Here is a 23,665-nt window from a genome sequence, read left to right as displayed (position 1 = left end):
TTGAACCGGTCCTATTGGCAGACAGAGACAGCCAAAGGATGCAGATTTTTTCAGGGTTTTTTCAAAGAAGAGAATGTGGAAAATTGGAAGGGATGTGTTGACGGATTGGTGGTATTTCACCAAAGTGCCGAAATATCATCACGATTCTTTCTCATGAAATGAGCGAGAGGAGGAAGGGACGATCCCGAATTTTCTCATTCGAGAAAGCAACGTGCTCCGGTTGAGTCCCAAAAGCGCGGCTGCTCCATGGGGTCCACTCACCAGCCCTCCAGTCTTTTCCAGAGCTCTGAGGATATGAAGGCGTTCGTTTTCCTGAAGAGTCTGGATCTTCTCTTCCATGGGATGCATACCTGGAAACTGAGGAAAGCTGAGGTGGTGAGCAAGCAGCACACCTTTCTCGCAAAGAATAACCGCTCGTTCGAGAATATTGGCGAGTTCTCTGACATTCCCAGGCCATTCATAATGAACCAACCGATCCAGGACGGCCGGGTTAATTTCTTCGATTCGCTTTTCCAGATGCTTGCTAAAAGGTTCAACGTAATATTGGGTCAACAGGGGAATATCGTCTTTGAGATTCCGCAGTGGCGGCATCGCGATAGGAAACGTGTTGAGCCGGAAGAACAAGTCAGCCCGAAACGCACCGAGGCCCACCGCTTCTTCGAGATTCCGATTCGTAGCCGCGATGATGCGCACGTCGACATGATGGGTTTGGGTTCCCCCGACCCGTTCAAATTCATGTTCTTGAAGGACCCGAAGTAATTTACTTTGCGTTTCCAGTGGGAGTTCGCCCACCTCGTCTAAAAAAATCGTACCCCCGTGCGACAATTCGAAACGCCCCTTCATTTTGTCTGTGGCGCCGGTAAACGCGCCTTTTTCATGGCCGAAGAGTTCACTTTCTACCAGGCCGCTTGGCAGTCCGGCGCAATTGACATTCATCCAGACATGGTCTTTCCGGAGACTCAACCGATGGATGGCTCGGGCGGCTAATTCCTTGCCCGTCCCTGTTTCTCCGGTGATGAGCACGGTGGCATCTGTTTGCGCCACCTTGCGGATTTGCTCGAATACATGCTGCAAGGGCGGGGAGACTCCGATGATGTCTTCAAACGAGGGGGTATGCGCGAGCGTTCCCTTGAAACATGGAGTGACCGGGTGAGGGCGGGAGGATTCCATACGATGACGCAGGCTCAAATCCCGCATAACGAGAGTATAACTGTTGTGTCCGGAGATATTCGCCCGAGAGAGAGTTGCCTCGACCGGAAACTCTTCACCGGTGGCCCGTTTGGCCATGAATCCTTCTTGTTCCCAAATATAGCTTTCCACCTGAGAAGTGGAATGATGAGCCTCAATATGTTGATGTAGGATTTTCCACGATCGTGGAGTCAGGAATCGCTGCAAAGGCTCCCCTTTCGCATCCAGAGCCGATATGTGAAATGTGGTGGCAGCTGCGCGGTTTATAAACGTGATGCGGCGCTCTTGATCGATGGTTATGATTGCATCCATAGCTGAATCGAGGACTTGGATATGCCGTTGTTCGCTTTCACGGAGGATCTGTTCGGATTGTTTGCGCTCAAGGACTTCCGACTCCAAATTTCTGTTGCCTGCCCTGATCTGCTTTATCAGCAAGACTCCCAGTAACCCCACAATCACACCGAGCAGAATTTGCCATTGAACCAGTCTGGAAATTCTTGCGCGTGCCCAGGCGTCGTACAGGGTCACCAGTGTGTCCGCCTTGGCGACAATATCGTCGGAGAGTTGTAGCAATTCCAAGGCTGAAGCGTTTTCCCCAGGTCCGTCCTGCGTCCCTTCCAAAAAGCCGTCAGATTTGGCGATAAATCGGACAAGAAGTTCCTGCTGCCCTTGAATGGCGAGTCGGATCGCTTCGGTTGGAGCAGGAGGAACTGTTACCTCATGATTATTGTCCCAACCGACCGTGATCTTTCTTCCAAAGAGCAGAGTTTCCAATGTTTCCAGCAGTTCTGTTCTTGTAGGGGTAGAATTGGCATTCCTATACTGCCGGGCCAGCAGAACCTCTTTCATATGCCGTTCTTGCAGCATACGCTGCCGACCCGCCAGATCTATAATCAGGGCATCAACTTCCTGATCCTGGATTCCTGAAATCGTAAACGCGACCATCCCGAAAAGGCCGGCAAGAAACAAGGCAAGAAGACCATGCAACCGGCAGTGTATTGAGGAAGTAAAGAACGTGTGGGACAGTGGAAAGGACACCATGTGCTCTTCCTAAGCAAAGGTGCATGCCTACCCTAATGTCAATATCTAGGAGATAGGAAGGAAAATTCTAACAGGATCGTGAAAAAGTCCGCCAGCGGTATATCACCGCCCGATCCCTCTAAACGTACACTTCTGTCGGGAATTCGCACGTCCCACGGCATTTCTGGGCTGGCCTTTTTGGATATGTTTGTTGCCTTTTCATAGGCAGAGAACATTGATTGTGAGACTAACCGTTGCCAAATTTTAGTTTTTTGGCGCCCCCCAATGCCCCCTCAATGAATATTCGTACCCATTTCGAAGAAACACAATCCGTCATTGATCATACCACCTATCCCGAATCGGTCAGCATCGTGAAAACCTCATCCTTCTGATTGGTTTTTTCATATAATCCTTTCTCCTTCAAAGTTCCGGCTGGCCCCTTCGGGATATAGTCGAAAAGGTCCCGGTAAATGATGCCATGATTCAGCATCGGATATTGACCGAGAAATGCCCGTTTTCCGACGTTGGCCGTGACATGATCGTCATTGTGGATGATTTCCGGAATCATCCGGTCAATCCGCTCACGCGCCGCATGAAACACCTCATCGGCCAGGCCCCATACACGGGGATCCCCCTCCCGGCTATACTGCCGTTCAGCCCATAACGCCGTGGCCGCAATGATCAAGATATCTTCCCCCACCGATTCAATTCTATTTTGCCTGCCCTGATCATCACGAATCCCTTCCTGGTGAATCGCCAGAATGTAGAAAATGGCTCTGGCCAGACGGCGGCTTGCCCGTTCGACATACGTAAGGTGCTTGCGGACTTTGGGATGATCTAACGCTGGACGGGAAGGGAGTGGTTTCCGTTTCCACAGATCAAGGTATCGGGGAAGATACCATTGCGCGACCTGCATCCCTTCACGGATGCGTTCCAGAGATTTGCCTTTTGCATCCAGATAATTCCTGGCTTGTTCCAAATGCGGGTTCAGGGCTTCACGGGCCACAAAGGGTCGCAGAATATCCGTGGCTCCCTCCCCGATACGATACATTTCGATATCCCGAACCAATTGTTCAATCCCGAAGGCCGGCTCTCTCCGTACCCGCTTGGAATCGGCCTTTTCGTATCCCATTCCTCCAAAGATTGTTTGCGCACCTTTAAGAAAATTGATCGCCTTTTCTGAGCACGCAATTTTGGCGATGGCGGCTTCAATACGAATGTCATACGCATGTTGATCGGCCATACGCCACACCAGCCAGGACAGGGCCTCGACGGCAAAAAGATCCGCAGCCATCTGGCCTACGCGCCTCATTTGGGTTTGCCGCCGGCTGAGCGGCTGCTGAAAGGTCACGCGTGAATTTGCCCGATCCAACGTGGGTTGCCAAGCCTGCTTGGCCATCCCCAAACACACAGCCGGAATACTGATTGCCCGCCCGACGTTCAGAATGGTCAACGCATATTTCAAGCCTTTCCCGATTTCTCCAATGAGGTTTTCCACTGGAATTTGCACGTCGGTAAATGTCATATGGGCGTTTTCAATGCCCCGACATCCTTCAAATTGACATCGTTGCTGAATCTTCACCCCCGGGCTGGACATGTCCAGGATGAACGCCGTGTGGACAGAAGCCTCTGCCCCCTTGCCTTCGCTCACGGGGACCCATTTGGTTTTCCCATCCAGGAATATCCGTTTTGCCGGCACGCGGGCCACCAGTGTTATTAGGCTGGCGAGGGAGCCATTGGTGCACCAGAGTTTTTCGCCGTTGACCACAAAATGTGTGCCCAATGCATTTAGGACGGCATTTGTTTGAATATTGGCCGCATCCGATCCTGTGTCCGGTTCCGTGAGCGCAAAAGCCGAGATTTCCTTTCTCGCCACCCGCGGGAGAAAGGCCTTTTTCTGATCCTCGTTTCCGAACAGAAGAATCGGCATGGCGATCCCGATCGACTGAGGCACCGCAACTGTAAGTGCCAGGATATTACTCCAGCTGGCCATCAGCATCAGCACCCGCCCGTAGTTCGTATACGAGAATCCCAGCCCGCCGTATTCCTTGGGTATTTTCATCCCGAATGCCCCAAGGTCCAGCAGGCCCTTGAGCACATGCTCCGGGATTTTAGCGGTTCGTTCGATATCATCCGGATCCACATGCTGCTTCAGAAATTCTTCAATTTTCTGGCAATATTCTTCCCCGATTTGCTTTTCTTCATCTGGCTCTTCCGGCGGAAACAGCAGGTTGAAGTCCGGATTTCCCATAAACAGGCCCGCCATAAAACTCTCTCCGGCCACTTCCTGGCGCGCTTCTTCTATTCGCTCCATGCCTTTGAAAAGCTGGGACATGTCCGGACCTCCTTATTGTGAATTCTGGGGGAAACCAGCATTATATCTGACACTACATTCTGGCCGGATAGTCGATAGGTTTTTACAGCCAGATGGTCTGTTAAAAATTCCTTTTTTACCGTCCGCAAGCAATGATATTGAACCCATAATATTCTATCATTATGATATAATAAATTTATATTATCAAAGTGTGGCCCCATGCATCACGGATTCGGCTAAGACATGCAGGCCAAGGATGCACGACTCTCCAGAGGAGACAAGACCATGAGCGCACCTCCTCGCATATGGCTCACCGAACAGGTGGCAGATCATGTCGCGACGGTGACGATCAACCATCCTCCCGCAAATGTGCTTACACCCCAAGGGCTTAGTGGACTCGAATCAACCCTGGACGATCTGGCCAAGAATGATCAAGTCAAGGTCATCATCATCACCGGAACAGGACGGTTTTTCATTGCAGGAGCCGATATCCGGATGTTGGCAGAAATCGGGTCCAGGCCAAAAGGCAAAAAACTGGCCATCACCGGCCAAAGAATTTTTAATAAAATTGCGACTTCGCCGAAACCTATTATCGCAGCCATCAATGGCATCTGCCTCGGCGGAGGCTTGGAATTGGCATTGTGTTGTCATCTCCGATTAGCTGCTGAAGGAATTCAACTCGGGCTACCGGAGGTAAATCTTGGTCTGATCCCTGGGTTCGGCGGGACCCAACGCCTGCTTCGTCTCATCGGCGAATCGAAAGCTACTGAAATGATTCTGACCGGGGATTCTCTCTCGGCAGAGGATGGCAAAACATGTGGACTGATATCTGAGGTTTTCTCTTATAAAGATTTGATGCCTCAGGCTATCGGACTCGCCAGCCGGATTGCCTCAAAAAGTCAAAGTGCTGTTGGAGCAGCCCTTCAGGCCATCCAAAGGGGATCGGATTTGAAACTTCGGGAGGGATTGCTGGTAGAAGCAACTTTGTTTGGCAAACTTTGCGAATCCGAAGATAAACAAGAAGGGCTGGCGGCTTTTTTAGAAAAGCGTACTCCGCATTTCAAGGACCTCTGATACTCCAAGTGTTTTAGCGACCCTGCCAGGAAACGAAGGGGGATGGATCCATTGGGTTTGAAGGATTCCTGCTCAATCTAATCACCACTTTTCCTACATGCACAATAACCGGGAGGTAGTGATAGGCTCGTGAATTTCATGAAAGGGAAGCACATGTTTAAGTAAACTGACCCTTCCTTTGTACTGCTCGACTTCAAAGATAGCCCAATCACACCGTTGTTTTGACTTGCCTGTTGCTCTTCTATAGCCCATTCACTCGATATTGATGTTGTGGGCGTTTCAATTGATTCTTTGTCCTTTTTGGCAAATAGTTCACATTCTATGTCGTTTCGATAAATCCCCTCATTCCCTCGCCGCAAGCAATATGGGTTCATACCGATACAGAGATTGTAAGGGAAGTCTCGAACTCATTCAGGAGAGTAAAGGAGTATTGACCATGACTTTACCGGAAATAGGAGCTATTCAATTTCTGCAACCCGCATCCTCGGGGGATCATTCACGAAAACAGGTGACCGCCGTGAGTTCCGATGAAGAAAGTGGTAAAGCCAAAAGCCATCGGGAGCGAGGCGTACCCTCTCCCATCCAGGACCAGGTGACCTTGTCGAAGGAGGCTCAGGCATTATCCACATCAAGGCATCCCGCCGCCTCAAAAGGCAATTCCTTTCAGCAACCCTCTTCTCCCTTTGATCACTGAGAATTGTGAAAGAGCCATGATCCGGCAAATGGGGCGTCCCCCATTTGCTGACTTCGGATTTTAAGCAAGGCTCTTTCCATTGTTTATCATTTCCCTTATCCACTTCCATTTGTGCTTTTCTCAATGTATCCGTCCTGATTACCGGCGCTCGTAGAGGAGTTCACACGCTTGCTCATATCCTTGGATCCATCCTTCCTGATACGCCTGTCCTAAACTTCGTCGAACCTGATCCATTTGCTCTTGGCCTCGAAACGAACCTGGAACGGCCGAGCACACCATCTCCACGGCTATATCCACGAGCCGCTCTCGGCGCTGTTTGAGCTCCACGGACACGAATTCATCTAACACTTCCTGGCCTCGCTGCATGACAATTTTTTCCAGAAAGGTATCATACCCCTGAGCATGAATGACCCGTTCCCGAATAATGCCTAATTCTTCTTTGATTCTTTGTGTATTGCGTATCAAGACCATAAACAGTTGTTTGCGGGATTCCTCTCGAAGGGTTTCTTCCATTCGTTGCAAGACCACTGACGGAGAAATGGATACTTCCGGCTCAGGTTCCGGATACCCATCCCGTCGGTGCACCATCGGCTCGACATAGCCCAAACGCATTCGATCATACGTTTTTCTGGCATCCGGATCACCCAAAATTTCATAGGCTGCATTGACTTCACGAATTTTTTGTTCAGCCTGACGATTTCCTCGATTGCGGTCAGGATGATATTGAAGGGCCAATGCGCGATAGGCTTTTTTTATCTCATCTTGCGATGCTTGAAGAACAACACCGAGAACCGCATAATAATCGACGATTGGCATTGACTTGTTCCTTACAGAAGAAAATTCTTACCTGGTTCTTTGCGCAGCTTTTGCGAATATCTACCTTAGCTTGGCCCTGAATACTATTTTAAAAAAACAGCCATACCTTCATGACCATTTTTTCAAAAGTTCTGTTGATTGGAGGATGGGCTGCTCTCTTGTTCGTTGAAACGGACATGACGCATCACCCGCTATCTCCCTTGGAAGCTTCCCTTGAGGGAGTTGCCTCGGCACCACCCACACCCAGGCCGCTCTGGCCACTCTCGTCTCCCCTACCCTCCTCCACTTTTACCACATCGCCCGAACTTGTCTCCATTGCCATGCTGCTCAGTCAACCAGCTTCCTATCATCAACAACTCGTGGCCGTTCGTGGAGTGGTCACTCAACCGGAAATGCACCTTACTGACTTAGAGTTAGCCATACGCTTTGTCTTTCGTCTGGCCGATGGGGAACAATCCATTGTCGTTTTTGGTCAACACGATCGCACGCAAGGCTCCCCGTCAATTTCACTGGATCTTTCCGTGGAAGTGATCGGAGTGTTTTGGAAAGAACGAGAATTGAATGGATCACGTGTTTTCAATACCATTGAGGCCCTTACCGTCTCTCCCTATCCCTCTCTGATCCCGGATAGTGCTTGAAAAGATGCCCGGCCCGTTTCTCTTTAGCACGACAAATATGTTTTTAACTGATGAACAACGTCACCCGTGCCCGGTGACGGATGTGCCTCAGGCGGAACCGCTACGTTTAGCACAGCTCGAAGAGTCGGTTCCCAATTACCTGTTTCAAAGTCATCACGGGATAACTCCAATCCTCGTCCGTGTCGATGGATATAATCCACTAAACTCTGTTCGTCAATAAAATTATTTCGCCGGACATAGACCAGTGCCGTCTTGTCCTGGACCGCAGCGATTACGGTACCATACCCCGGCTTAGTCATGATGATATCCGCCTGTTGACTGATTTCTCCAAATGGCATCGCAAGATCTTCGACACGATGCACCGAGGCATAAGAAGACAAAGATGGGAGTTCGTTTACTAAAAAGTGGAACCCGGCCATTGCGGACATTTGCTCAAGCGGAAGACGGTTGAGCGGCACACCCCCAAAGGCAATGAGGACGATCAATTCATGTTCTCCCACCCCCAAGATTTTTCGCAGATCGTAGCCATTCGGTTTCCTCAAGGGTGCCGAAGGTCCTACGTCAACTGTCGAACCAAAGGCCGGCATCTCGATACCCGGATGTAGTCGGATGAGAGAGTCTGCCAACCCATAACTGTTACGAATGGTTTCGAGAATCGAACGATGAAGAACGGAATCGGCCTGGGCAAATGGCTCTAACACCCGATCCCAGGATAGTGAGGCAATTCCCACCACCGGGCACTTCGCTTGAGCTGCGCCAGCTATGGCAAGAGGCGAAATATTGGAAATGACTAGACGCGCCTTGGACAATCGGATGGCCTGAGCTTCTTCCTCAACCTTGGACTCCCACTGTGTGTGAAATTTGGTGTAGGCCTCCCATGTTTCCTCCACATCAATATCCAAAGGCCCTCGCTGGACACATCCAACATCTTGTTGGACATCTTGCAGCTCCCAACTCACGCGGAGATGACGTTGAAAGAAATCGGCAGGTACTTGGCTGCGTAGAATCACATGCAGGTCCTCAACCGCCCCACCTAATTCATTCAAGATTGGCATTAATTGTGCGGCATGACCAAAGCCATGGGCCGAAATCGAACACCACAGGACCGGCATCGTGTATTCTTCTCCATTAGAAATCATTATGAATTGGTTTTTGATAAATCATAAACCGGGGAGTTCACTTGCGAAAACAGGCCCAGAGTTCATAGAATCACTTCTAATTTTTTATCCGGGGCTTTTTTGAAGATGCGTTGTCAGGGTGGAGTTCTATGAACCGGAATATACAATCTATCTTTAGGATGATGTGGACCATCATGCTTTTGATCGGCCTATTCGGCGCATGTACCTCCCCTTCACGGACCTCTTCGCCTTCTTCTAGGTCCTCGCTGCCGGCAACAACCGGAGAGGCAACCACCCCTGCGTTAGAAAACCAGTTATTGGCCACAGTTAAACATGCTGAAGGGTTAGGACCGGGAAACCCCCTGCTCTTAAGTAGTCTATATAGTTTGGCCACCTATTACGAAGATCGGAAAGAATATGACAAATCCGCTGCGCAATATGAACGGGCCCTCAAATTAAAGGAAACCGCGAATGGCCCAAATCATCCAGACGTGGCTGCCATTCTTCAACGATATGCTCGAATGATGCAAGCAGCTAATCGACCATCGGAAGCCGCCAATCTCCGCCTTCGTTCTGAGGCCATCCTCTCTCGCCCTTCGGCTCCCATTCCCAGTCAATAATCTTTAGCCCGCCAACAGCGCTCCAGCTCAGCATTTTTGACCCTGTTCCTCGGGTAAATTTTACCCAGTGTCAGCCTTCTTCCTCCTATTTCTAGGTCGTTTTTGGACTTTCCTGTCACTTTTTAAACTAAAATTTTGGCACAGGAATTGGTTATAACCAGATGAGTTCTTCTATTACCTTGACCAAGGATTCATTCATGAAAAAGTCAGCACGGCCGGACCAACCAAACGGCAGGGCCCGCAAGTCCTCTCCCAAAAAGACCGTGACCCAAAAGGTCTCCACCGACAAGTATCCTCGTTGTTCTCGATGTGGATCGCGAACAGTACACTTAGAACAGTTGGAGCAGGAACTTCTTGTCACACTCAGCTTGCACTGTCTGATTTGTGGACATTACACCTTCCTTGGTCGCCCCGTAATCCGCTTATTACGTCGTCCCAATGTCACGATTCCAGATTCCATTACACGGCCCGCAGGGGAATAGGAATCATCCACAACAAATTCCTCTGCCTTTCAGCATGGATTTTTTCTACCAGGACTCCGTGCGCAACGTAATCGGAACCAACCCGCCTTGTTCAAGTCCAAGAGTGAGTTGCCGGCAGGCCGTGACGCTCCCACATATCCGTAAATGCGATTGGGCTAAATTCGGCACAATAGTTTGAAACGGTGAAATGTCGATTTGTTCGTTTCCGGACACGGAGTGAACCACTCGCTGGATTCGACCTTTCGGATATCCCCAGGTAATCGGCCAGGATCGAGTTAACACTGGTTGATATCGAAAATGTTCGGGAAATTGTTGCTCAAGAGCGACCATTTCCTCATGAAGCATTAACTGCCCCTCATGGCGCACACTAGCCACCAGCGTCAGGTGGGCTCCAACTCTCCCTCCATTTCGACCAAAATTTTTGGCTTTTAAATATCGGGCATACGATAAGAATGGCGTAATACCCGTGCCGAAGGCCACACAGACCATTCGCATTCCCTCCCATATCCCATCGTCTTCCAGGCGAAGATTCGTAGCCTTACATACCTTGGTATTTTCATATACCAACACGCCCCCCGTCTCTTCATCCAATTGAAGACGAACTTCTACAGTTTTTCCGTTCTCAAACCATTCGGTTGCCATTTCCGATTGCCACCAACTGGAGGTATCAGACTGGTCGAGATGGGTATAATTGATGAACGTTTCCAATAATCGTGGCTCGTTGAAAGAGGCATTTGACCGGGTATACATTCGTCTTCGATATTTGCCCGTCCGGTCTCCCCATGGTTTTGCGAGAAAGGCTGTACCTGGACGCATGGTATCTCGGAGGGCATATCGTTTTCCGGCTATTTCAACCTCCTCAGGCAGTGCTAACTGGATCAACCGGATTTCTCCTGGATCTATGGTCCGTAACTGATGAATACGTGCGCCGACAACATGTTCCATTATTATCTCAATTCTTTATGAGAACCACTCACAAGGTGACGAGGGATTTCATCGGAAGAATTAGACGGCCAAGAGGGACGACGATGCCATTTGATTCTTCTATTCATATTTATTTAGAATTTCATCTCACCCTGGGGTATCCTTTAACAACCAATGAACCAATGAACCAACGTTCCTCCACCCCACCAACACCACCAGGAGATTCCTCATCGTTTCCTCCTAAGGAAACGGCCTTGTCCTCTCCCGATGTTAGCCACGAGGTTTCCGCTTTAGCTCCAGACTCTCCCAAAGATGACAAAATATCCCTTTCCACTCCTGGCCGAGAGGTTTCTTTCTACCTCGAACAAATGTCTCGGGTTCCGGATGTTCGACAAGATAAAATCGCACATTTCCAAAAAGCCATTGACTCACAGAACTATGGCATTTCTGCTGAAAAATTAGCGAATTCACTCCTTAAAGAACTTCATCCTCACCCAAAGGAAACCCGACCGCCAACCACATAATAATTTCAGGACTGCCTAACAACAGAGTCTTTCCCTTACTGCCCTTCCAAGCCGATGGAATGTCGACCCTCGCATGGGCAACAAGCCATCAATAAACATTCTAGATTTTTTAACCTGTTCTTGTATATTAAGGTCAGTCTTTTTCTGTTCTCTCCTTCTCATCTTGCCGGTCTGAAATTAGCCTTGTAACATGGCCTCACACAACCGAAAAGGGGATCATGAATTCGCCATCTCCGCACCTTGCCTTAGGCTCAAACTCCATTTGGTTAACCTTTCCCTCCACACCTGAGAAATTGTTAATCCAGACATATTTATTGGGACTGGGAGCCGATCATTCCCTCCTCTGTGCACTCCCTAAAGATCCGGCCCTCAGCAATCTCAAATGCGGGATTCCCTGTAAAGGTCGTTCATGTATTGATGAAGACATTTATGAATTTGAAACAGTTATCCAAGAAATTCTCACACAGCCCCCGACGATTCGATTAGCTGCCCCACCAAATGTTTCACGTCAACACCCTCGCTCATTTCCTCGTTTGACGGTTAATATGACTGGAGCCGTTCGACCCCTTAGTGACAAGGGGAAAATCCTTGCTGTGCTCCCTGTTCAGCTCAGCAATCTTTCCCCGACGGGTTGCCAATTTCGCGTCGCCCCTTCTTCATGGCCACTCGTCTCCTCATCACATCTCCACATTAGTTGTCGTTTACCAGGATACAGCCACTTTTCCAAATTTTCTGGAACGATTGAGTGGGTTGACCCCACGACGGATCTCGTCATTGGCACCAAATTTTCATTTACCTCAACTCAAGACCCCGCCAATCAGGATGTCATGGGATGGTATACTTCTCAACAAGCCAATTTGATTAACACCACAGCTTGACGGGTTTTGACGCCTAGCCCCCTCATTGTCCTCTCACAATCCCGTTCCCATTTACCTCCCATTTAATTGCCAGGAAGTTTCTTTCGCCTGCCTCACATCTCAACCTTTTTGAATGGATTACTAGCCAATCTCAACAATCCTGTTCTATCTGACATATTACAGTTTGCCGTTGACAGTTGCCTCTATAGAGGGTTTCTTATTACACTGTTGTTAATTCCCGCATAATTTGGTTACGGTATTAAATTCTGCAATTCCAGATCTTCTCTCATTTTACCCAGGACGTCTCGCATGGCCGAACCCATTAATAACCGAAACATTATCGATATTACCCCACTTCCTACCCCAAAACAGATGCAGAGTTCCCTCCCCTTGCCCGAAAAAACCGGACAGATGGTCCTCCAATCTCGGCAAGCCATTCGAGATATACTTCATGGACGAGACTCACATCGCCTGTTAGTTATAATTGGGCCATGTTCGATACACGACCCGGAAGCGGCCATTCTCTATGCTGAACGCCTCAAACTGGTCGCTGACCGCATCCAGGAGCATGCCCTGATTGTCCTTCGAACCTATTTTGAAAAGCCCCGCACAACGGTGGGTTGGAAAGGACTTATCAACGACCCCCATTTGGATGGCTCTTGCGAAATCGGGGGAGGATTTGAACTGGCCCGTTCTATTCTACTCCGGATCAATAATCTAGGATTGCCATGCGCTACGGAATTTCTGGATCCTGTCACGCCCCAGTATATTTCCGACTTAATTAGTTGGGCGGCTATTGGCGCCCGCACCACCGAAAGCCAAACCCATAGAGAAATGGCCAGTGGCCTATCCATGCCCGTTGGGCTTAAAAATGGTACGGATGGGGGACTCCAAGTCGCACTCAATGCCATGATTGCAGCCCGACATCCTCAAAGTTTCATTGGAGTGAACGCAGACGGCCTCACCTCAATAATCAAAACAAATGGCAATCCGGACCGACACCTTGTTCTTCGTGGAGGCGGTGGACGAGTCAATTATAATCCGGAAGATATCTCTGAGGCCGTGCGTTGCTTAACGAATGAAGGGATCCGTCGTCCGGTAATGGTTGATTGCTCTCATGGCAATTCAGAGAAAGACCATACGCGTCAGGTTCCCGTGGCTCAATCTGTTATCAAGCAATTCACCAAGGGCCAACTCTCCATCATGGGCTTGTTAATTGAGAGTAATCTGAAGCCGGGCAATCAAAAATGGGAAGCAGGGAAACCCTTGGAATGGGGAATATCAATTACAGATGCCTGCATCGGATGGGAAGAGACAGAACAACTTCTTGATGATTTGGGGGAAGCCTTGGATAAGTCGGCTAAAAGTAAGATTTTGACTTCATAACCAATTTAATGTTCCTTGACGAGTATCGAGAATCTTCATGATTCCTCTTAGTTACTCATGACACCTGCCCTTATTTTATTAACGGGCGTTTCAATCCAACCCTAACATACCCCCATAGGCCTCGGTTCGGTATAAAAAAGAAACACCGTGATTCCGGGGAATTAATAAAGAAAATTTCATTAGATGAAGCCTGCGGTAGCCAAGCTAAAGGTATGGAACCCTAAGAATTGGAGGATAAATCAGGAAGGGGCTGAATCTTAGAACCGCTGGTTTCATGCGTGTGCTCATGAGTATGGCAGCCTAAATGGTGACATAACCGGCGATTCCAAAATCCAGCCAGTGCGATCATAGAGGCTCCAGTTACATCAAGAACTATCTCTAACCCACCGCCTGATTCGATCAGGAGATGAGCGGCCATTAACACCACAATTCCGCAAGCAGTCAAAAGAGCAGGACGGCTATCTCGATGCCTAGGATAGGTCGCTAACAATCCAAAGCCTGCCAATAAGGCTATCACTCCCAAAAACATCCATTCAGTAGTATCGGCCCAAAAGGCTCCTATTATTCCATCAAGACCATCCGAGGAATGTGCAGCTATGACGGGAAGGGCAAGCAATGCCAAAGGCGTCACCGCACAGTGCACAGCACATACCAGAGAAGCGATAGAGCCGGCTTTTGAAAGCCTCGGTCCAAGAGTTTTAATCATTTTATTGGCATTGTGGACACAATCCCGTGAATTCCAATGTATGATCATCCACGACAAATTGGGTCCGTTGTTCAATTAATTTTGTGACTTTTTTTAACGGGCATAACAACAAATCCTCGATCTGACCACAGATCTGGCAACGAATATGATGGTGATGTTCCCGCCCCTCTTTCAGTTCATATCTGGCGAGACCTTCCTGGTGAAGGTCCAATTGGAGAACCAGACCTAAATCTTTCAGTACATGCAAGGTTCGGTACACGGTCACTAGATCAATCGCCACTTTTTCCTGGTGCAATTGTTCAAAAATTTCCGTGGCACTTATTGGTTGGCGAGTCTTTTGCAGTAATGCCAGGACGGCTTGGCGAGTACGGGTCATGCGTCGCCCTGTAGCTCGCAGGTCTTTTTTGATGCTAGGTTCTAATTTCAACACGAGATGTAAGCCTGACTTTTTGATTCCTTATTGCAAGTTTATTGCAAATAACACATCGACAAATGATTGTCAATTCCGAGGAAAAAACCCGGGAAAGCCGGCCCAAAACATCTCCTCATCAAGAAGGACTCGATGCCATACCTCAACACATACATAGAACTTTTACAAATTGAGTTCTCAGGAATTGATTGGGACCCGGGGAAATCCCGGAAGAAAGACTGGAAGACCTATTCAGAAGGGAATTTACAAAAAGTCAAACTCACGGTTCGACTAGGGGAAAGGCATTTACCAGTAGGAAAAGCTTTACTCCAGAAGCAGGTCAGCACGTCGGTTAAATTGATGGCATTGATGTTCGTCATCGACTTCACATAGGACCAAGGTATTCCCAAAGGAAACCACATCAAGACGTTTGCGTGAAATTCCTAAATTGGCCAGATATTCTTTGACGGCTTTTGCTCGTCTTACCCCCAGAATCATATTATAACTTTCTGTTCCACGTACATCCGTATGGCCCTCAATTATGAGTTCATAATTCGGAAAGCGGTTCATCCAACTAGCCGTGGCATCCAGACGATCTTGAACTTCTGATGAAATCTCCCAACTATCGAATGGAAAGTACACAGTGGGGAAAGGATCTACTGAGGGTTTTTCCTGAGATATTTCCGTCTTCGGGCCTTGAGGAATGCTCATGCGTTGGGCAAGTGTCGAGGAGCCTTCAGTTTCTCTTGTTGAAAGAGAGGTCAAAGTGGCCGGGGGTGGCCCTGTCGCCAAGCCATCAGCAGACTGATGGGTCATTGAAAGCGATTCACAGCCCCATGTCGCACACACCATAAGAATCCCAAGAAATCGTACAAACATATCTGAACTCCCTTCTTTTTCTCATTTTTTCGGCAAACCATCCCCGAGACTTAAGATTTAAAGATGAGAGTCATATTTTAAGTGGACGATTTCATCCTATGTACAGATTTGAGGAGAAAATGCTGCTTTACCACCTCCAAAAATTCCAAAACCCTTTTCACTAAAAATAACGAATTAAATCTGATTTTTTGAATCGAAGTGAGGAAAAGCAGATGGGAGATACAACCTTAGTGGGCAGAGTGCTAAGAAATGGTAGGAGCTTTCTACTTATGGATGATTCAACAGGTCATCCTTCATTTGGGTCGATACAAAAACATGGTCTAGCGCCGAAAGCCCATCAAACAGATTGGAACCTAGTGCCTGAAGAGATCCGATAACGATCATACCGATTAAACTCAGAAGTAAGGCATATTCCGTCGCTGCCGCCCCATGCTCTTTGAATAAAAATTCACCCATTTTGCAATCTCCTTGTGAAACTACGTTCTCTCAATTGTGGGACTTCCGCCACCCAACCTTATATGCAGTATGCAAAAGGTAAACCGAACATACACGGCGCCCCATTTTCATCAATTTCCCTTGCTTGTCTGGACTCTTTTCTCCCACCTAGTCCTTACGAGGAAGACGTTAAGTCAGGCGTCTTTTGCCTTTTTGACAAACACTTTGACGCTTTCGGGAATGGCACAGGTGATTTCACCAGCATCTAAAGCGAAGTTTCTGATAGTCAAAGAAACAACCACAGAAACTGTCAAACAACACGACGAATTTGAAATGAATGCCCCAAAAGGCCTAATAGATAATGGACCTTAAAAATAAGTGCAAAAGAGAGGAAAAAAAGAAATATAGTTGATGATGCCTCAGAGCAATCTGAAATTCCAAGATAATCTCTATCCACTGGGAACGAGCATTCCCACCCCTCATGTCATGGAATGAAAAAGTATGTTTTGAGATTCCCCCCCCACTCGTTGTGATAAGGATAATTGCAACCCATATGGACAGCTTTCTCAAAGGCATTGAATTCAAATGAAGTCACCACCACCTGGTGGCGGATCAAAATAATCCTCCTCACGCAGCTTTTACCAGGGATTCTCCAGACCTGTGTTCCTAACCTTCACGATAGTGAAACCGGATATATTTGAGTCATAACATAGGATCAATCAATAACGGAGAAAAACTAGGAAAAAATCAAGATGAAAATCCGCCAGATAATTGAATACAGGATTGGATCCCTTGGCTCAATGAGGGACAGAGGGAGTCAACGCAACTTGAAGCGCTTGCTCCATATCCCCCATTAACACCGGCTTGGCTAAATAGGCTCGGAAACCCATCGACAAGGCTTTGTCTTTATTCATTGTGTAACTAAACCCTGAACACAAAATAACGGGGAACCCTGGACGTATGCTCATTACTTGACGAGCCAGCAATTCTCCCGTCATGCCTGGCATGGTTTGATCCGTCACAAGGACATCAAATTGATCAGGATTTTCTTTAAATGCCTGCAGCGCTTCAGGACCATTGGTAAATACGACAACCAGGTAGCCCATATTTTCCAACATATCCTTGGCCCATTTGGCAATAGACACCTCATCATCCACAAACATCACTGTTCCCTTCCTACCATAGGAAGAAGACGTTGACAGGACCTGCTGAACTTCGACTGGGAGAGAGGAACAAGGGAGGTAAATGGTAAAGGTCGTGCCCTGGCCTTTCCGACTATCGACCCGAATCACTCCTCCATGACTCGTCACGACCCCATGAATAACGGCCAACCCCATCCCTGTGCCCTCCCCCACATCCTTGGTAGTAAAAAACGGATCAAAAATTCGTTTCGTAACACTCGGTGACATCCCTTGCCCGGAATCAGCAACTTTCAGGCGGATATAAGGCCCAGCATGCAACCCTTGAACAAGAGAAACTGTCGTTTCATCAATTGCTACTTCATCTAATGTGACCGTCAACCTTCCGCCCATCGGCCTCATGGCATATTCTGCATTAGCCCCCAAATTCATGACCACTTGATGGATCTGAGTCGCATCAGCCAGAACCGGCGCAGTGCTTGGTTGGAGTTCTGCATGTAGATAAATCGTAGACGGAAGAGAAGCACGAAGAAGGTTCAATGCTTCCTGCACAATCGGCTGTAAATACATCACTTTTTTCCCAGATTCATCTCGCCGGCTGAAAGTTAAGATTTGCCGAACAAGATTTTTGGCGCGATAACCTGCTCGTAAGACTTCTTGTAATCGGGGCAAAACTGGGCTGCCCACCCCAATTTGAGTCATGGCCAGTTCGGTATAGCCTATTATGGCCGATAAGATATTATTGAAATCATGTGCAATCCCACCGGCTAATGTCCCTATCGCTTCCATTTTTTGGGCTTGCCGACGCTGCTCTTCACTTTTCAACAGGGCTTCTTCTGTCTGTCGTCGCTCGGTTAAATCGCGGAGAAACCCACTCACAATTGTTTTTCCTTGTGATTGAACAGCCGTAATCGCCAATTCCAGGGGAAACTCATGGCCATCACGATGCAACCCGGACAATTCAATCCGTTTATTTAATATTGCACCGACCTCTGACGTGAGATAGCCTTGAATTCCCTGTGGATAGGCCTCTCGGTATTTGGGTGGGATTATAGTGTTTACGACTTGTTGCCCGATGATTTCTTCCCTGGACCATCCAAACATGCGTTCCGCCTGTGAGTTCCACCCAATAACATAACCCTGTTCATCTAAGGTGATCACCGCATCAAGGGCCGTGTCCAAAATGAGCCGTGTTCGTTCTTCACTTTCCCGTAGAGCCATCTCTGTCTCTTTTCGTTGCATAAACTGCCCAATCTGGCTTCCAACAGATACCATTTGGTGCAATAAGGCTTCATCCGGCTCCTGGATTTCCCGGCTAAAAAACTCCATTACTCCAAGAATTGTCTCGCCTAGCCTGATAGGAAAAGCAAATGCCGCATGTAACCCTTCCTGAGCGGCCATTGGTGCACGAGGAAAATTAGGGTCCTTGACCGCATCAGGAATCCATATCGGGTTACCTGTCTCCCAGATCCGTCCAGGCAGGCCAACTCCCTTTGAAAAGGACATACTTTGCGTCACAGCAACAAATTCAGAAAACCGTTCGTGTGAGGTTCGCCACACTTCCACACAAAACAGGATTTTGGTCCCAGGCTTCACCTGCCAGAGTACCCCCACTTGCCATCCTAAACTTTTACAGACCGCCTGAAGAATTTCAGGAGTGGCTTGTTGAATGGTCGTGCAATCGGCCAACACCCTGGCGATCGCATATTGTGCGGCTAACCGGCGTTCAGCGAGTTTTTGTTCTGTCTCATCCCGTAAAAACGCTGTGAACATGCGCTGGTCCGCTAGCAGCGACTCGCTCAAGGTCAACGACAGAGGGAAAACTGTTCCATCTTTTTTTTGGGCCTTGAATTCTTTCAGCACACCACCCATACGTTGTATTCTCGATTGCCCATAGGACAAGACAAATAGATCCCACACGTCTTGTTCCGGGGGAACAACCAGGTTTCTAAACGGCCGGCCTATGACTTCTGAGGCCTGACAGGAAAACATCGCTTCCGCCGTTTCATTAAATGTTTTGATCTTCCCATATTCATTAAAAGTCACAATTCCCTCGCCCCCACTCGCTACGAATCCTCGAATTTTTTCTCGGTCTTTAGCCGAATGCTGCCTACTGCCTTTTTTACCTTGAACCAGGATCAATCCGACCACCATTATGATCCCTAATTCCAGTAATGCAATGGCTCCTCCACCAAGAACATAGAGAAATTGGATTTCCTGAATATTAATTTTCGCTATCACTCCCAGAGGAAGACCCTCAAGGGGTTGATAGGCTAGTAAAACCCTGTTCCCTCGACTATCAGGCAAAATTTGCGTCCCACCATCGAGGGATAAATCCGGTTGAAATTGAGAAGAACTCTGCCCTCCATTTTCATGCCGGCGAACTAGAAGCATCTCTCCTGTTTGCCCAAAGTGATGTTGATCCCTCAGAGAATCAAATTCCTGTTGAATGCGATTGGCGAAGAATTCTTGAGGCATTGCCCCTTCGTCCCACCCGGGAGTCAATTGATTTACGGATTCCAAATTATGAACGTATATGCTGGTCAGATGAGTCAGTCGATCTTTTTCATCTTCGACGGCTTCAACATAAAGCCAAATAAACACAAAAACGTTAAGGGACAGGATCAGCCCTGTCACCATCAGAACGATTTTCAGGGTTCTTTGCTGAGCAGGAAACATCAAGCACCGGGAATGGAACAGAAAAGAAAGGCAGGACAAGCAGCAGGTCTACAGGAACCATGCGTGAAAGCACGAGGAAGAACGCCAAAGAGAACCAATGATTCCCTCCCTCAACCGAATGGAAGCCACCAACCATCCACAAAGCGAAGAGAATATCTTATGCTTTTGCGCAAAAAATGTCTATTCAAAACTCCAACACGGGAAGAAGGAAGACAAAAGCCCTACTCAGGATTCTACATCCCCATCAAACATGAAGGCTTAACCATCTTGAGAAAACTATTCTGCCACCCGTTTGGTGCCTATACGGGTCAGAAATGATTTACTGAGTACGAAAGTGAATACGGAGCGAGACCTCACCATCGATAGGTTCCTCGCCATTCATTTGAGGCAAAAACGTCCATTGCTTGAGAGCCAGTAAAGAAGCTTGAGTGAGTTCCTGATGTGCGGCAGGTTGAAGAATAACTACGGTCACATCTGAATTTTTACTGACCAATATTCGAGCTTTAAGCCAATCATCTAAGATCTGCCCATCTAAGGTAGATGGAATGGTCGGCCAGGGAGTTCGTTGTGGGACAGGCCCAATTTGTTGATCTTTATTGAGTCGTAGCCCATGGACATGGACGGTATCGAGGGTTTCCACCTGTACGTCTTCTTCGTGGTCAGATTGATGCGTCGCGAAATCTGATTCAGCCGGATAGGAAAGCGCGGGACTACTTAATAGCCAAAACACCTGCATAAAGAAACCAAGATTCCGGGAAACGTTCATAGAATTATCCACCAAAAAAGAATTGTCCACGAAAGAAAAATGAACGGGGCATGTTGGCATGAGCTACACCAAGGCCAATACTCCCCTCCCCATCATTTAGAAAAACTTGTTGGTCCAGGAGATTGATGACATCAAAACCCAACAGCGCTTTATAGTTATCCCAAAGAGGTAGAAGGTGTTCGATGGAAAGATTATAGGTGGTGTACGACGGGCTGTGAGTCGCGTTGGTTTTCCCACCGGGATCCGATGACCGAAGGCCAGATCCAAACAACATTTGGCCGGAGAACGTCGTATGTGAAAAAGGGCGATAGGTAAGCACAGCCGAACTCGTGACCAATTGCATATGATCACAATATACTCCGCTGTTGGAATTTATATCATTAATTTCGTTTTGCTCCAACAAAAAATAACCTGACTGCAGTTTTTTTCCTCGACATTGACCCCAAGCGACATTACCACGCCCGTACAGGTTTTCTAAAAATTTAGCCTTAACCGTCAGGTCGATTCCCCGTTGCCATCCACGTTTAAATGCAAAATAATTAAGAAGCGGGGAGGTTCCGAATTGGCCCGCATCTGATAGATTTTTATTCAATTTATAATAACCGGTTAATTCTATGGACAATGAATCCCCCAAGGCATGGGCGGAGCCGACTTCGAAATAATGCGCCCGCTCAGGTTCAACGGTTCGATTCGTCAAATTTTCTGGCTGGGCGGTAGTACCAATGGTATTCAACTGAAGGAATGGAACGGATTCAAGATTTGGAGGAGTAAATAATCTTCCATAAAAGGCATGAAAGACATGATTGGGAGTCATGGCATACGTGGCGCCTACCCGTGGACTTACTTGTCCATCATTGGTCAACGCCTGGATTTGATCGAAGCGGACGCCAAGGTTAAAGGTCCATTGAGCCCAGGGGGTCCATTGGTCTTGAATCCAGAATTCCTCGCGCCATCCAATGGTGCGGTTATCGGCATTGCGAGAAATGACTCCCCCTATCGGATCGCCTGCTCCATCCCTCAAAAAAGCCGACACCCGGGTTTTATTGACAGCCTGGGTCCTTTGAATCTGGAATCCCGTTTTAATTAAATGATCGGGATTTAATCGATGACTGTAATCAAACCGTATCCCTCCTGCATAGGCCCACCGGTCCTGATCGCTTGCCGAAAAGGGCTCGTCTGTATCTTCCGTATAGGATAAGGCATTGAAAGGGTCAGTCGTGAACGTGGCTCGGGAATGCTGGAAAAACCCCGATAGGCTGAGAAATTGATCCTGGCTCCAATCATGTCGCCAAACAAGATGTGAATACTGATTGTTCTCCTTTTGGAATTCATCGATATTTTGAGAAGTCACCGGTTCAAAACCCGAATCAGTCTCTTGGATAAGCCCGACAATAGTGGGATTTGCCACTAGCCCTGGTTTTGTTGGAATTTGAAATTTGGCAACTGAGTTTAGAAATAGCCACGTCACGGTATTCTGATTATCGATTTGCAAGTCCCCCCGCACCATGGTTTGATTTTGGTTACTTTGATCATGAAAAATCGTTTTTCCCAAGGTCGGAGGATTAATCCCTCGGTTTGTGGATGTAAAGCTATTTTGCAGATAGTAGCGAAAGCTTGACCCTACCGTCCCCCCATACTCAAAAGCCGGATTAATGGTTTCATTCGAACCTCCAAAATATTGGACAGACCCAAAGCCAGGCTTGGTCCCGCTTTTGGTGGTCACGTCAATCACGGCTGCGGTTTTATTTCCGAATTGCGCTTCCGGGCCACCTAAAATAATGTCTGCACGCTCCCAGGTTCGTGGAGAAATGACATCTGTAAACACCGAAGAGACGGTATCGGGAATAGGAACCCCATCAACCCGGAATTGGTAATTGGCATGATCTTGACGAATGTGAACTTGCTTCAATCCCCCGTCTACCGCGCTAGGAAGGGTTAAAAGCAGATCATTCAGAGCAATATTATTCCCTCTGGGTAATTCCTCGATATCCTTGCGACTAACCGAATAGGATTCTCCGGAGAGCCGATGCTGAATAGGAGGCAAAGAAGCCACAACCTCAAGAGTTAACTCCTGACGATGTGCCAGGGTTAACTTGACCTCAAGGATTGGATCGTTTTCAATCTTAAGAATCGTTGATTCACTCGATAAGTCTGACTGAATGGCTCGAATAGAATAAATACCAGCCTCCGGAGGAGCTAAAATAAACTCACCCCCTTCATTCGTCACTTGAGTCTCAATGAGCGTGCCTTCTTGATCCCGCAATTCTACTGTTGCCTGATGGACTCGGCGAAGATCCTCATATTGCACTAAACCGGTTACAATCCAGATTTTGTTATTGTCTTTTTCCATAGCTTGAACAAGGCTAACACTCACAAACGTCCCCAATCCGAAAATCCAGAGAACAAGTCCACACCATACCATCCATTTATCATCCCCATTCAACATCCAGAAACCTCCAGCATCTAATAGTCGATTAGCCGCATGTCTCCCCTTGCGTCAGTCACAAGCACCCTTCCGCTTTGGAGAGCAGCGCAAGTCTGACCGAGGGGGAAGACAGTTGTAAAAAAGGAAAATTAGGAGAAAGAAAAAGCTGGAGGACCGCGAGGGTTACCGAGAGGAAGGGTCAGAGACGTATACGTCTCTATTCGATCAAAGGAAAGGAAACCGGCAACAACAGACCAATGAGATAAACCCGAGGCATCCCAAACTAGGGAATTGGATGTGTGGTGCTGTACCCATTGGCACAAGTCATCATCAGAATGTTCATGCCCATCATAATCTACCTCAGCAAAGACATGATGGATTTCTAGGGCCTGCACAAACGGTATGGCACTCAATAATACCAAAGCAAGCGCTAGGGCCAAGCTGATATTACATCGAGAGATGAGAGATAGCGGTTTTCGGATCATGAAGAGTTTTGCCTATAAATTCCTTGCGGGCAAAAATACCAAAGGCCTCTAGGAGTGTCAACATTAATTGCAACTAAATTGCAATAG

Annotated in this window: 19 protein-coding genes and 1 pseudogene; 8 read left to right on the top strand and 12 right to left on the bottom strand. The window is 47.8% G+C overall.

The features are described 5' to 3' along the window. Positions 1-138 precede the first annotated feature (138 nt). Both PQG83_RS04610 and PQG83_RS04605 read right to left on the bottom strand, forming a co-directional pair. Positions 139-2,229, bottom strand: coding sequence for a sigma-54 interaction domain-containing protein (locus tag PQG83_RS04610; RefSeq protein WP_312747336.1), 2,091 nt, complete (start codon positions 2,227-2,229; stop codon positions 139-141). A gap of 328 nt (positions 2,230-2,557) precedes the next feature. After that, the gene (locus PQG83_RS04605) at positions 2,558-4,543 is read right to left on the bottom strand and encodes an acyl-CoA dehydrogenase family protein (RefSeq protein ID WP_312747334.1); all 1,986 of its coding nucleotides are present in this window, start codon (positions 4,541-4,543) and stop codon (positions 2,558-2,560) included. Between the two features lie 264 nt (positions 4,544-4,807). Here PQG83_RS04605 and PQG83_RS04600 point away from each other — a divergent pair, with 264 nt between their 5' ends. Continuing rightward, on the top strand, positions 4,808-5,596 hold the full coding sequence (locus tag PQG83_RS04600) for an enoyl-CoA hydratase-related protein (RefSeq protein WP_312747332.1): 789 nt from the start codon (positions 4,808-4,810) through the stop codon (positions 5,594-5,596). A gap of 436 nt (positions 5,597-6,032) precedes the next feature. Next, positions 6,033-6,290 carry a hypothetical protein gene (locus PQG83_RS04595; protein ID WP_312747330.1) on the top strand — a complete coding sequence of 86 codons (258 nt, stop codon included), beginning with the start codon at positions 6,033-6,035 and terminating at the stop codon, positions 6,288-6,290. Between the two features lie 612 nt (positions 6,291-6,902). On the opposite strand, the pseudogene PQG83_RS20875 reads toward PQG83_RS04595, so the two are convergent. Then, positions 6,903-7,106: pseudogene (locus tag PQG83_RS20875) on the bottom strand (DnaJ domain-containing protein); the annotation flags it as partial. A gap of 110 nt (positions 7,107-7,216) precedes the next feature. On the opposite strand from PQG83_RS20875, the gene PQG83_RS04585 reads away from it, so the two are divergent. Then, positions 7,217-7,744 carry a hypothetical protein gene (locus PQG83_RS04585; protein ID WP_312747324.1) on the top strand — a complete coding sequence of 176 codons (528 nt, stop codon included), beginning with the start codon at positions 7,217-7,219 and terminating at the stop codon, positions 7,742-7,744. A gap of 23 nt (positions 7,745-7,767) precedes the next feature. On the opposite strand, the gene PQG83_RS04580 is transcribed toward PQG83_RS04585, so the two are convergent. Next, entirely contained in the window at positions 7,768-8,856 is a 1,089-nt protein-coding gene (locus PQG83_RS04580) for a hypothetical protein (RefSeq protein ID WP_312747322.1), read from the bottom strand. Between the two features lie 155 nt (positions 8,857-9,011). Here PQG83_RS04580 and PQG83_RS04575 point away from each other — a divergent pair, with 155 nt between their 5' ends. Continuing rightward, positions 9,012-9,482 (top strand): tetratricopeptide repeat protein, encoded by a 471-nt coding sequence (locus PQG83_RS04575; protein ID WP_312747319.1) that lies wholly within the window; start codon positions 9,012-9,014, stop codon positions 9,480-9,482. Positions 9,483-9,679: 197 nt separating this feature from the next. Further along, a complete protein-coding gene (locus PQG83_RS04570; RefSeq protein ID WP_312747316.1) occupies positions 9,680-9,964 on the top strand; it encodes a hypothetical protein in 285 nt (94 codons plus the stop codon). A gap of 45 nt (positions 9,965-10,009) precedes the next feature. Here the strand turns inward: PQG83_RS04570 and PQG83_RS04565 are convergent, their stop codons facing one another. Further along, the gene (locus tag PQG83_RS04565) at positions 10,010-10,909 is read right to left on the bottom strand and encodes a hypothetical protein (RefSeq protein WP_312747313.1); all 900 of its coding nucleotides are present in this window, start codon (positions 10,907-10,909) and stop codon (positions 10,010-10,012) included. 83 nt (positions 10,910-10,992) lie between these two features. On the opposite strand from PQG83_RS04565, the gene PQG83_RS04560 reads away from it, so the two are divergent. The 3 genes from PQG83_RS04560 to PQG83_RS04550 all read left to right on the top strand — a co-directional run bounded on the left by PQG83_RS04560 (position 10,993) and on the right by PQG83_RS04550 (position 13,655). Beyond that, positions 10,993-11,412: a flagellar biosynthesis anti-sigma factor FlgM gene (locus PQG83_RS04560; RefSeq protein WP_312747311.1), complete on the top strand. Its 420-nt coding sequence runs from the start codon at positions 10,993-10,995 to the stop codon at positions 11,410-11,412. Positions 11,413-11,630: 218 nt separating this feature from the next. Further along, positions 11,631-12,290, top strand: a complete 660-nt coding sequence (locus tag PQG83_RS04555) for a PilZ domain-containing protein (RefSeq protein WP_312747309.1) — start codon at positions 11,631-11,633, stop codon at positions 12,288-12,290. A 288-nt stretch (positions 12,291-12,578) separates the two neighbouring features. After that, positions 12,579-13,655 carry a 3-deoxy-7-phosphoheptulonate synthase gene (locus tag PQG83_RS04550; protein ID WP_312747306.1) on the top strand — a complete coding sequence of 359 codons (1,077 nt, stop codon included), beginning with the start codon at positions 12,579-12,581 and terminating at the stop codon, positions 13,653-13,655. 220 nt (positions 13,656-13,875) lie between these two features. Here the strand turns inward: PQG83_RS04550 and PQG83_RS04545 are convergent, their stop codons facing one another. The 7 genes from PQG83_RS04545 to PQG83_RS04515 all read right to left on the bottom strand — a co-directional run bounded on the left by PQG83_RS04545 (position 13,876) and on the right by PQG83_RS04515 (position 23,114). Beyond that, positions 13,876-14,361, bottom strand: coding sequence for a MerC domain-containing protein (locus PQG83_RS04545; RefSeq protein ID WP_312747303.1), 486 nt, complete (start codon positions 14,359-14,361; stop codon positions 13,876-13,878). A 1-nt stretch (position 14,362) separates the two neighbouring features. Beyond that, on the bottom strand, positions 14,363-14,737 hold the full coding sequence (locus PQG83_RS04540; RefSeq protein WP_312747301.1) for a Fur family transcriptional regulator: 375 nt from the start codon (positions 14,735-14,737) through the stop codon (positions 14,363-14,365). Positions 14,738-15,094: 357 nt separating this feature from the next. Continuing rightward, positions 15,095-15,649, bottom strand: coding sequence for an OmpA family protein (locus PQG83_RS04535; protein WP_312747298.1), 555 nt, complete (start codon positions 15,647-15,649; stop codon positions 15,095-15,097). 267 nt (positions 15,650-15,916) lie between these two features. Then, positions 15,917-16,105 carry a Flp family type IVb pilin gene (locus PQG83_RS04530; RefSeq protein WP_312747295.1) on the bottom strand — a complete coding sequence of 63 codons (189 nt, stop codon included), beginning with the start codon at positions 16,103-16,105 and terminating at the stop codon, positions 15,917-15,919. Between the two features lie 776 nt (positions 16,106-16,881). Then, positions 16,882-19,863, bottom strand: coding sequence for a PAS domain S-box protein (locus tag PQG83_RS04525; protein WP_312747293.1), 2,982 nt, complete (start codon positions 19,861-19,863; stop codon positions 16,882-16,884). A 358-nt stretch (positions 19,864-20,221) separates the two neighbouring features. After that, positions 20,222-20,668, bottom strand: coding sequence for an energy transducer TonB family protein (locus PQG83_RS04520; RefSeq protein WP_312747290.1), 447 nt, complete (start codon positions 20,666-20,668; stop codon positions 20,222-20,224). Positions 20,669-20,672: 4 nt separating this feature from the next. Next, positions 20,673-23,114, bottom strand: coding sequence for a TonB-dependent receptor (locus PQG83_RS04515; RefSeq protein ID WP_312747287.1), 2,442 nt, complete (start codon positions 23,112-23,114; stop codon positions 20,673-20,675). Between the last annotated feature and the right edge of the window lie 551 nt (positions 23,115-23,665).

This window comes from Candidatus Nitrospira neomarina, assembly GCF_032051675.1.
Taxonomy (GTDB): domain Bacteria; phylum Nitrospirota; class Nitrospiria; order Nitrospirales; family UBA8639; genus Nitrospira_E; species Nitrospira_E neomarina.
The sequence above is the reverse complement of the archived record's forward strand: the minus strand, read 5'-3'. Positions and strand labels throughout refer to the sequence as shown.

Excerpts from the sequence above, each read along its gene's own strand:
- PQG83_RS04520 (WP_312747290.1), bottom strand. The coding sequence starts at position 20,668 with ATGAACGTTTCCCGGAATCTTGGTTTCTTTATGCAGGTGTTTTGGCTA.
- PQG83_RS04585 (WP_312747324.1), top strand. The coding sequence starts at position 7,217 with ATGACCATTTTTTCAAAAGTTCTGTTGATTGGAGGATGGGCTGCTCTC.
- PQG83_RS04545 (WP_312747303.1), bottom strand. The coding sequence starts at position 14,361 with ATGATTAAAACTCTTGGACCGAGGCTTTCAAAAGCCGGCTCTATCGCT.
- PQG83_RS04565 (WP_312747313.1), bottom strand. The coding sequence starts at position 10,909 with ATGGAACATGTTGTCGGCGCACGTATTCATCAGTTACGGACCATAGAT.
- PQG83_RS04595 (WP_312747330.1), top strand. The coding sequence starts at position 6,033 with ATGACTTTACCGGAAATAGGAGCTATTCAATTTCTGCAACCCGCATCC.
- PQG83_RS04605 (WP_312747334.1), bottom strand. The coding sequence starts at position 4,543 with ATGTCCCAGCTTTTCAAAGGCATGGAGCGAATAGAAGAAGCGCGCCAG.
- PQG83_RS04580 (WP_312747322.1), bottom strand. The coding sequence starts at position 8,856 with ATGCCGGTCCTGTGGTGTTCGATTTCGGCCCATGGCTTTGGTCATGCC.
- PQG83_RS04535 (WP_312747298.1), bottom strand. The coding sequence starts at position 15,649 with ATGTTTGTACGATTTCTTGGGATTCTTATGGTGTGTGCGACATGGGGC.
- PQG83_RS04600 (WP_312747332.1), top strand. The coding sequence starts at position 4,808 with ATGAGCGCACCTCCTCGCATATGGCTCACCGAACAGGTGGCAGATCAT.
- PQG83_RS04560 (WP_312747311.1), top strand. The coding sequence starts at position 10,993 with ATGCCATTTGATTCTTCTATTCATATTTATTTAGAATTTCATCTCACC.
- PQG83_RS04610 (WP_312747336.1), bottom strand. The coding sequence starts at position 2,229 with ATGGTGTCCTTTCCACTGTCCCACACGTTCTTTACTTCCTCAATACAC.
- PQG83_RS04515 (WP_312747287.1), bottom strand. The coding sequence starts at position 23,114 with ATGTTGAATGGGGATGATAAATGGATGGTATGGTGTGGACTTGTTCTC.
- PQG83_RS04570 (WP_312747316.1), top strand. The coding sequence starts at position 9,680 with ATGAAAAAGTCAGCACGGCCGGACCAACCAAACGGCAGGGCCCGCAAG.
- PQG83_RS04530 (WP_312747295.1), bottom strand. The coding sequence starts at position 16,105 with ATGGGTGAATTTTTATTCAAAGAGCATGGGGCGGCAGCGACGGAATAT.
- PQG83_RS04550 (WP_312747306.1), top strand. The coding sequence starts at position 12,579 with ATGGCCGAACCCATTAATAACCGAAACATTATCGATATTACCCCACTT.
- PQG83_RS04525 (WP_312747293.1), bottom strand. The coding sequence starts at position 19,863 with ATGGTGACAGGGCTGATCCTGTCCCTTAACGTTTTTGTGTTTATTTGG.
- PQG83_RS04575 (WP_312747319.1), top strand. The coding sequence starts at position 9,012 with ATGAACCGGAATATACAATCTATCTTTAGGATGATGTGGACCATCATG.
- PQG83_RS04555 (WP_312747309.1), top strand. The coding sequence starts at position 11,631 with ATGAATTCGCCATCTCCGCACCTTGCCTTAGGCTCAAACTCCATTTGG.
- PQG83_RS04540 (WP_312747301.1), bottom strand. The coding sequence starts at position 14,737 with ATGACCCGTACTCGCCAAGCCGTCCTGGCATTACTGCAAAAGACTCGC.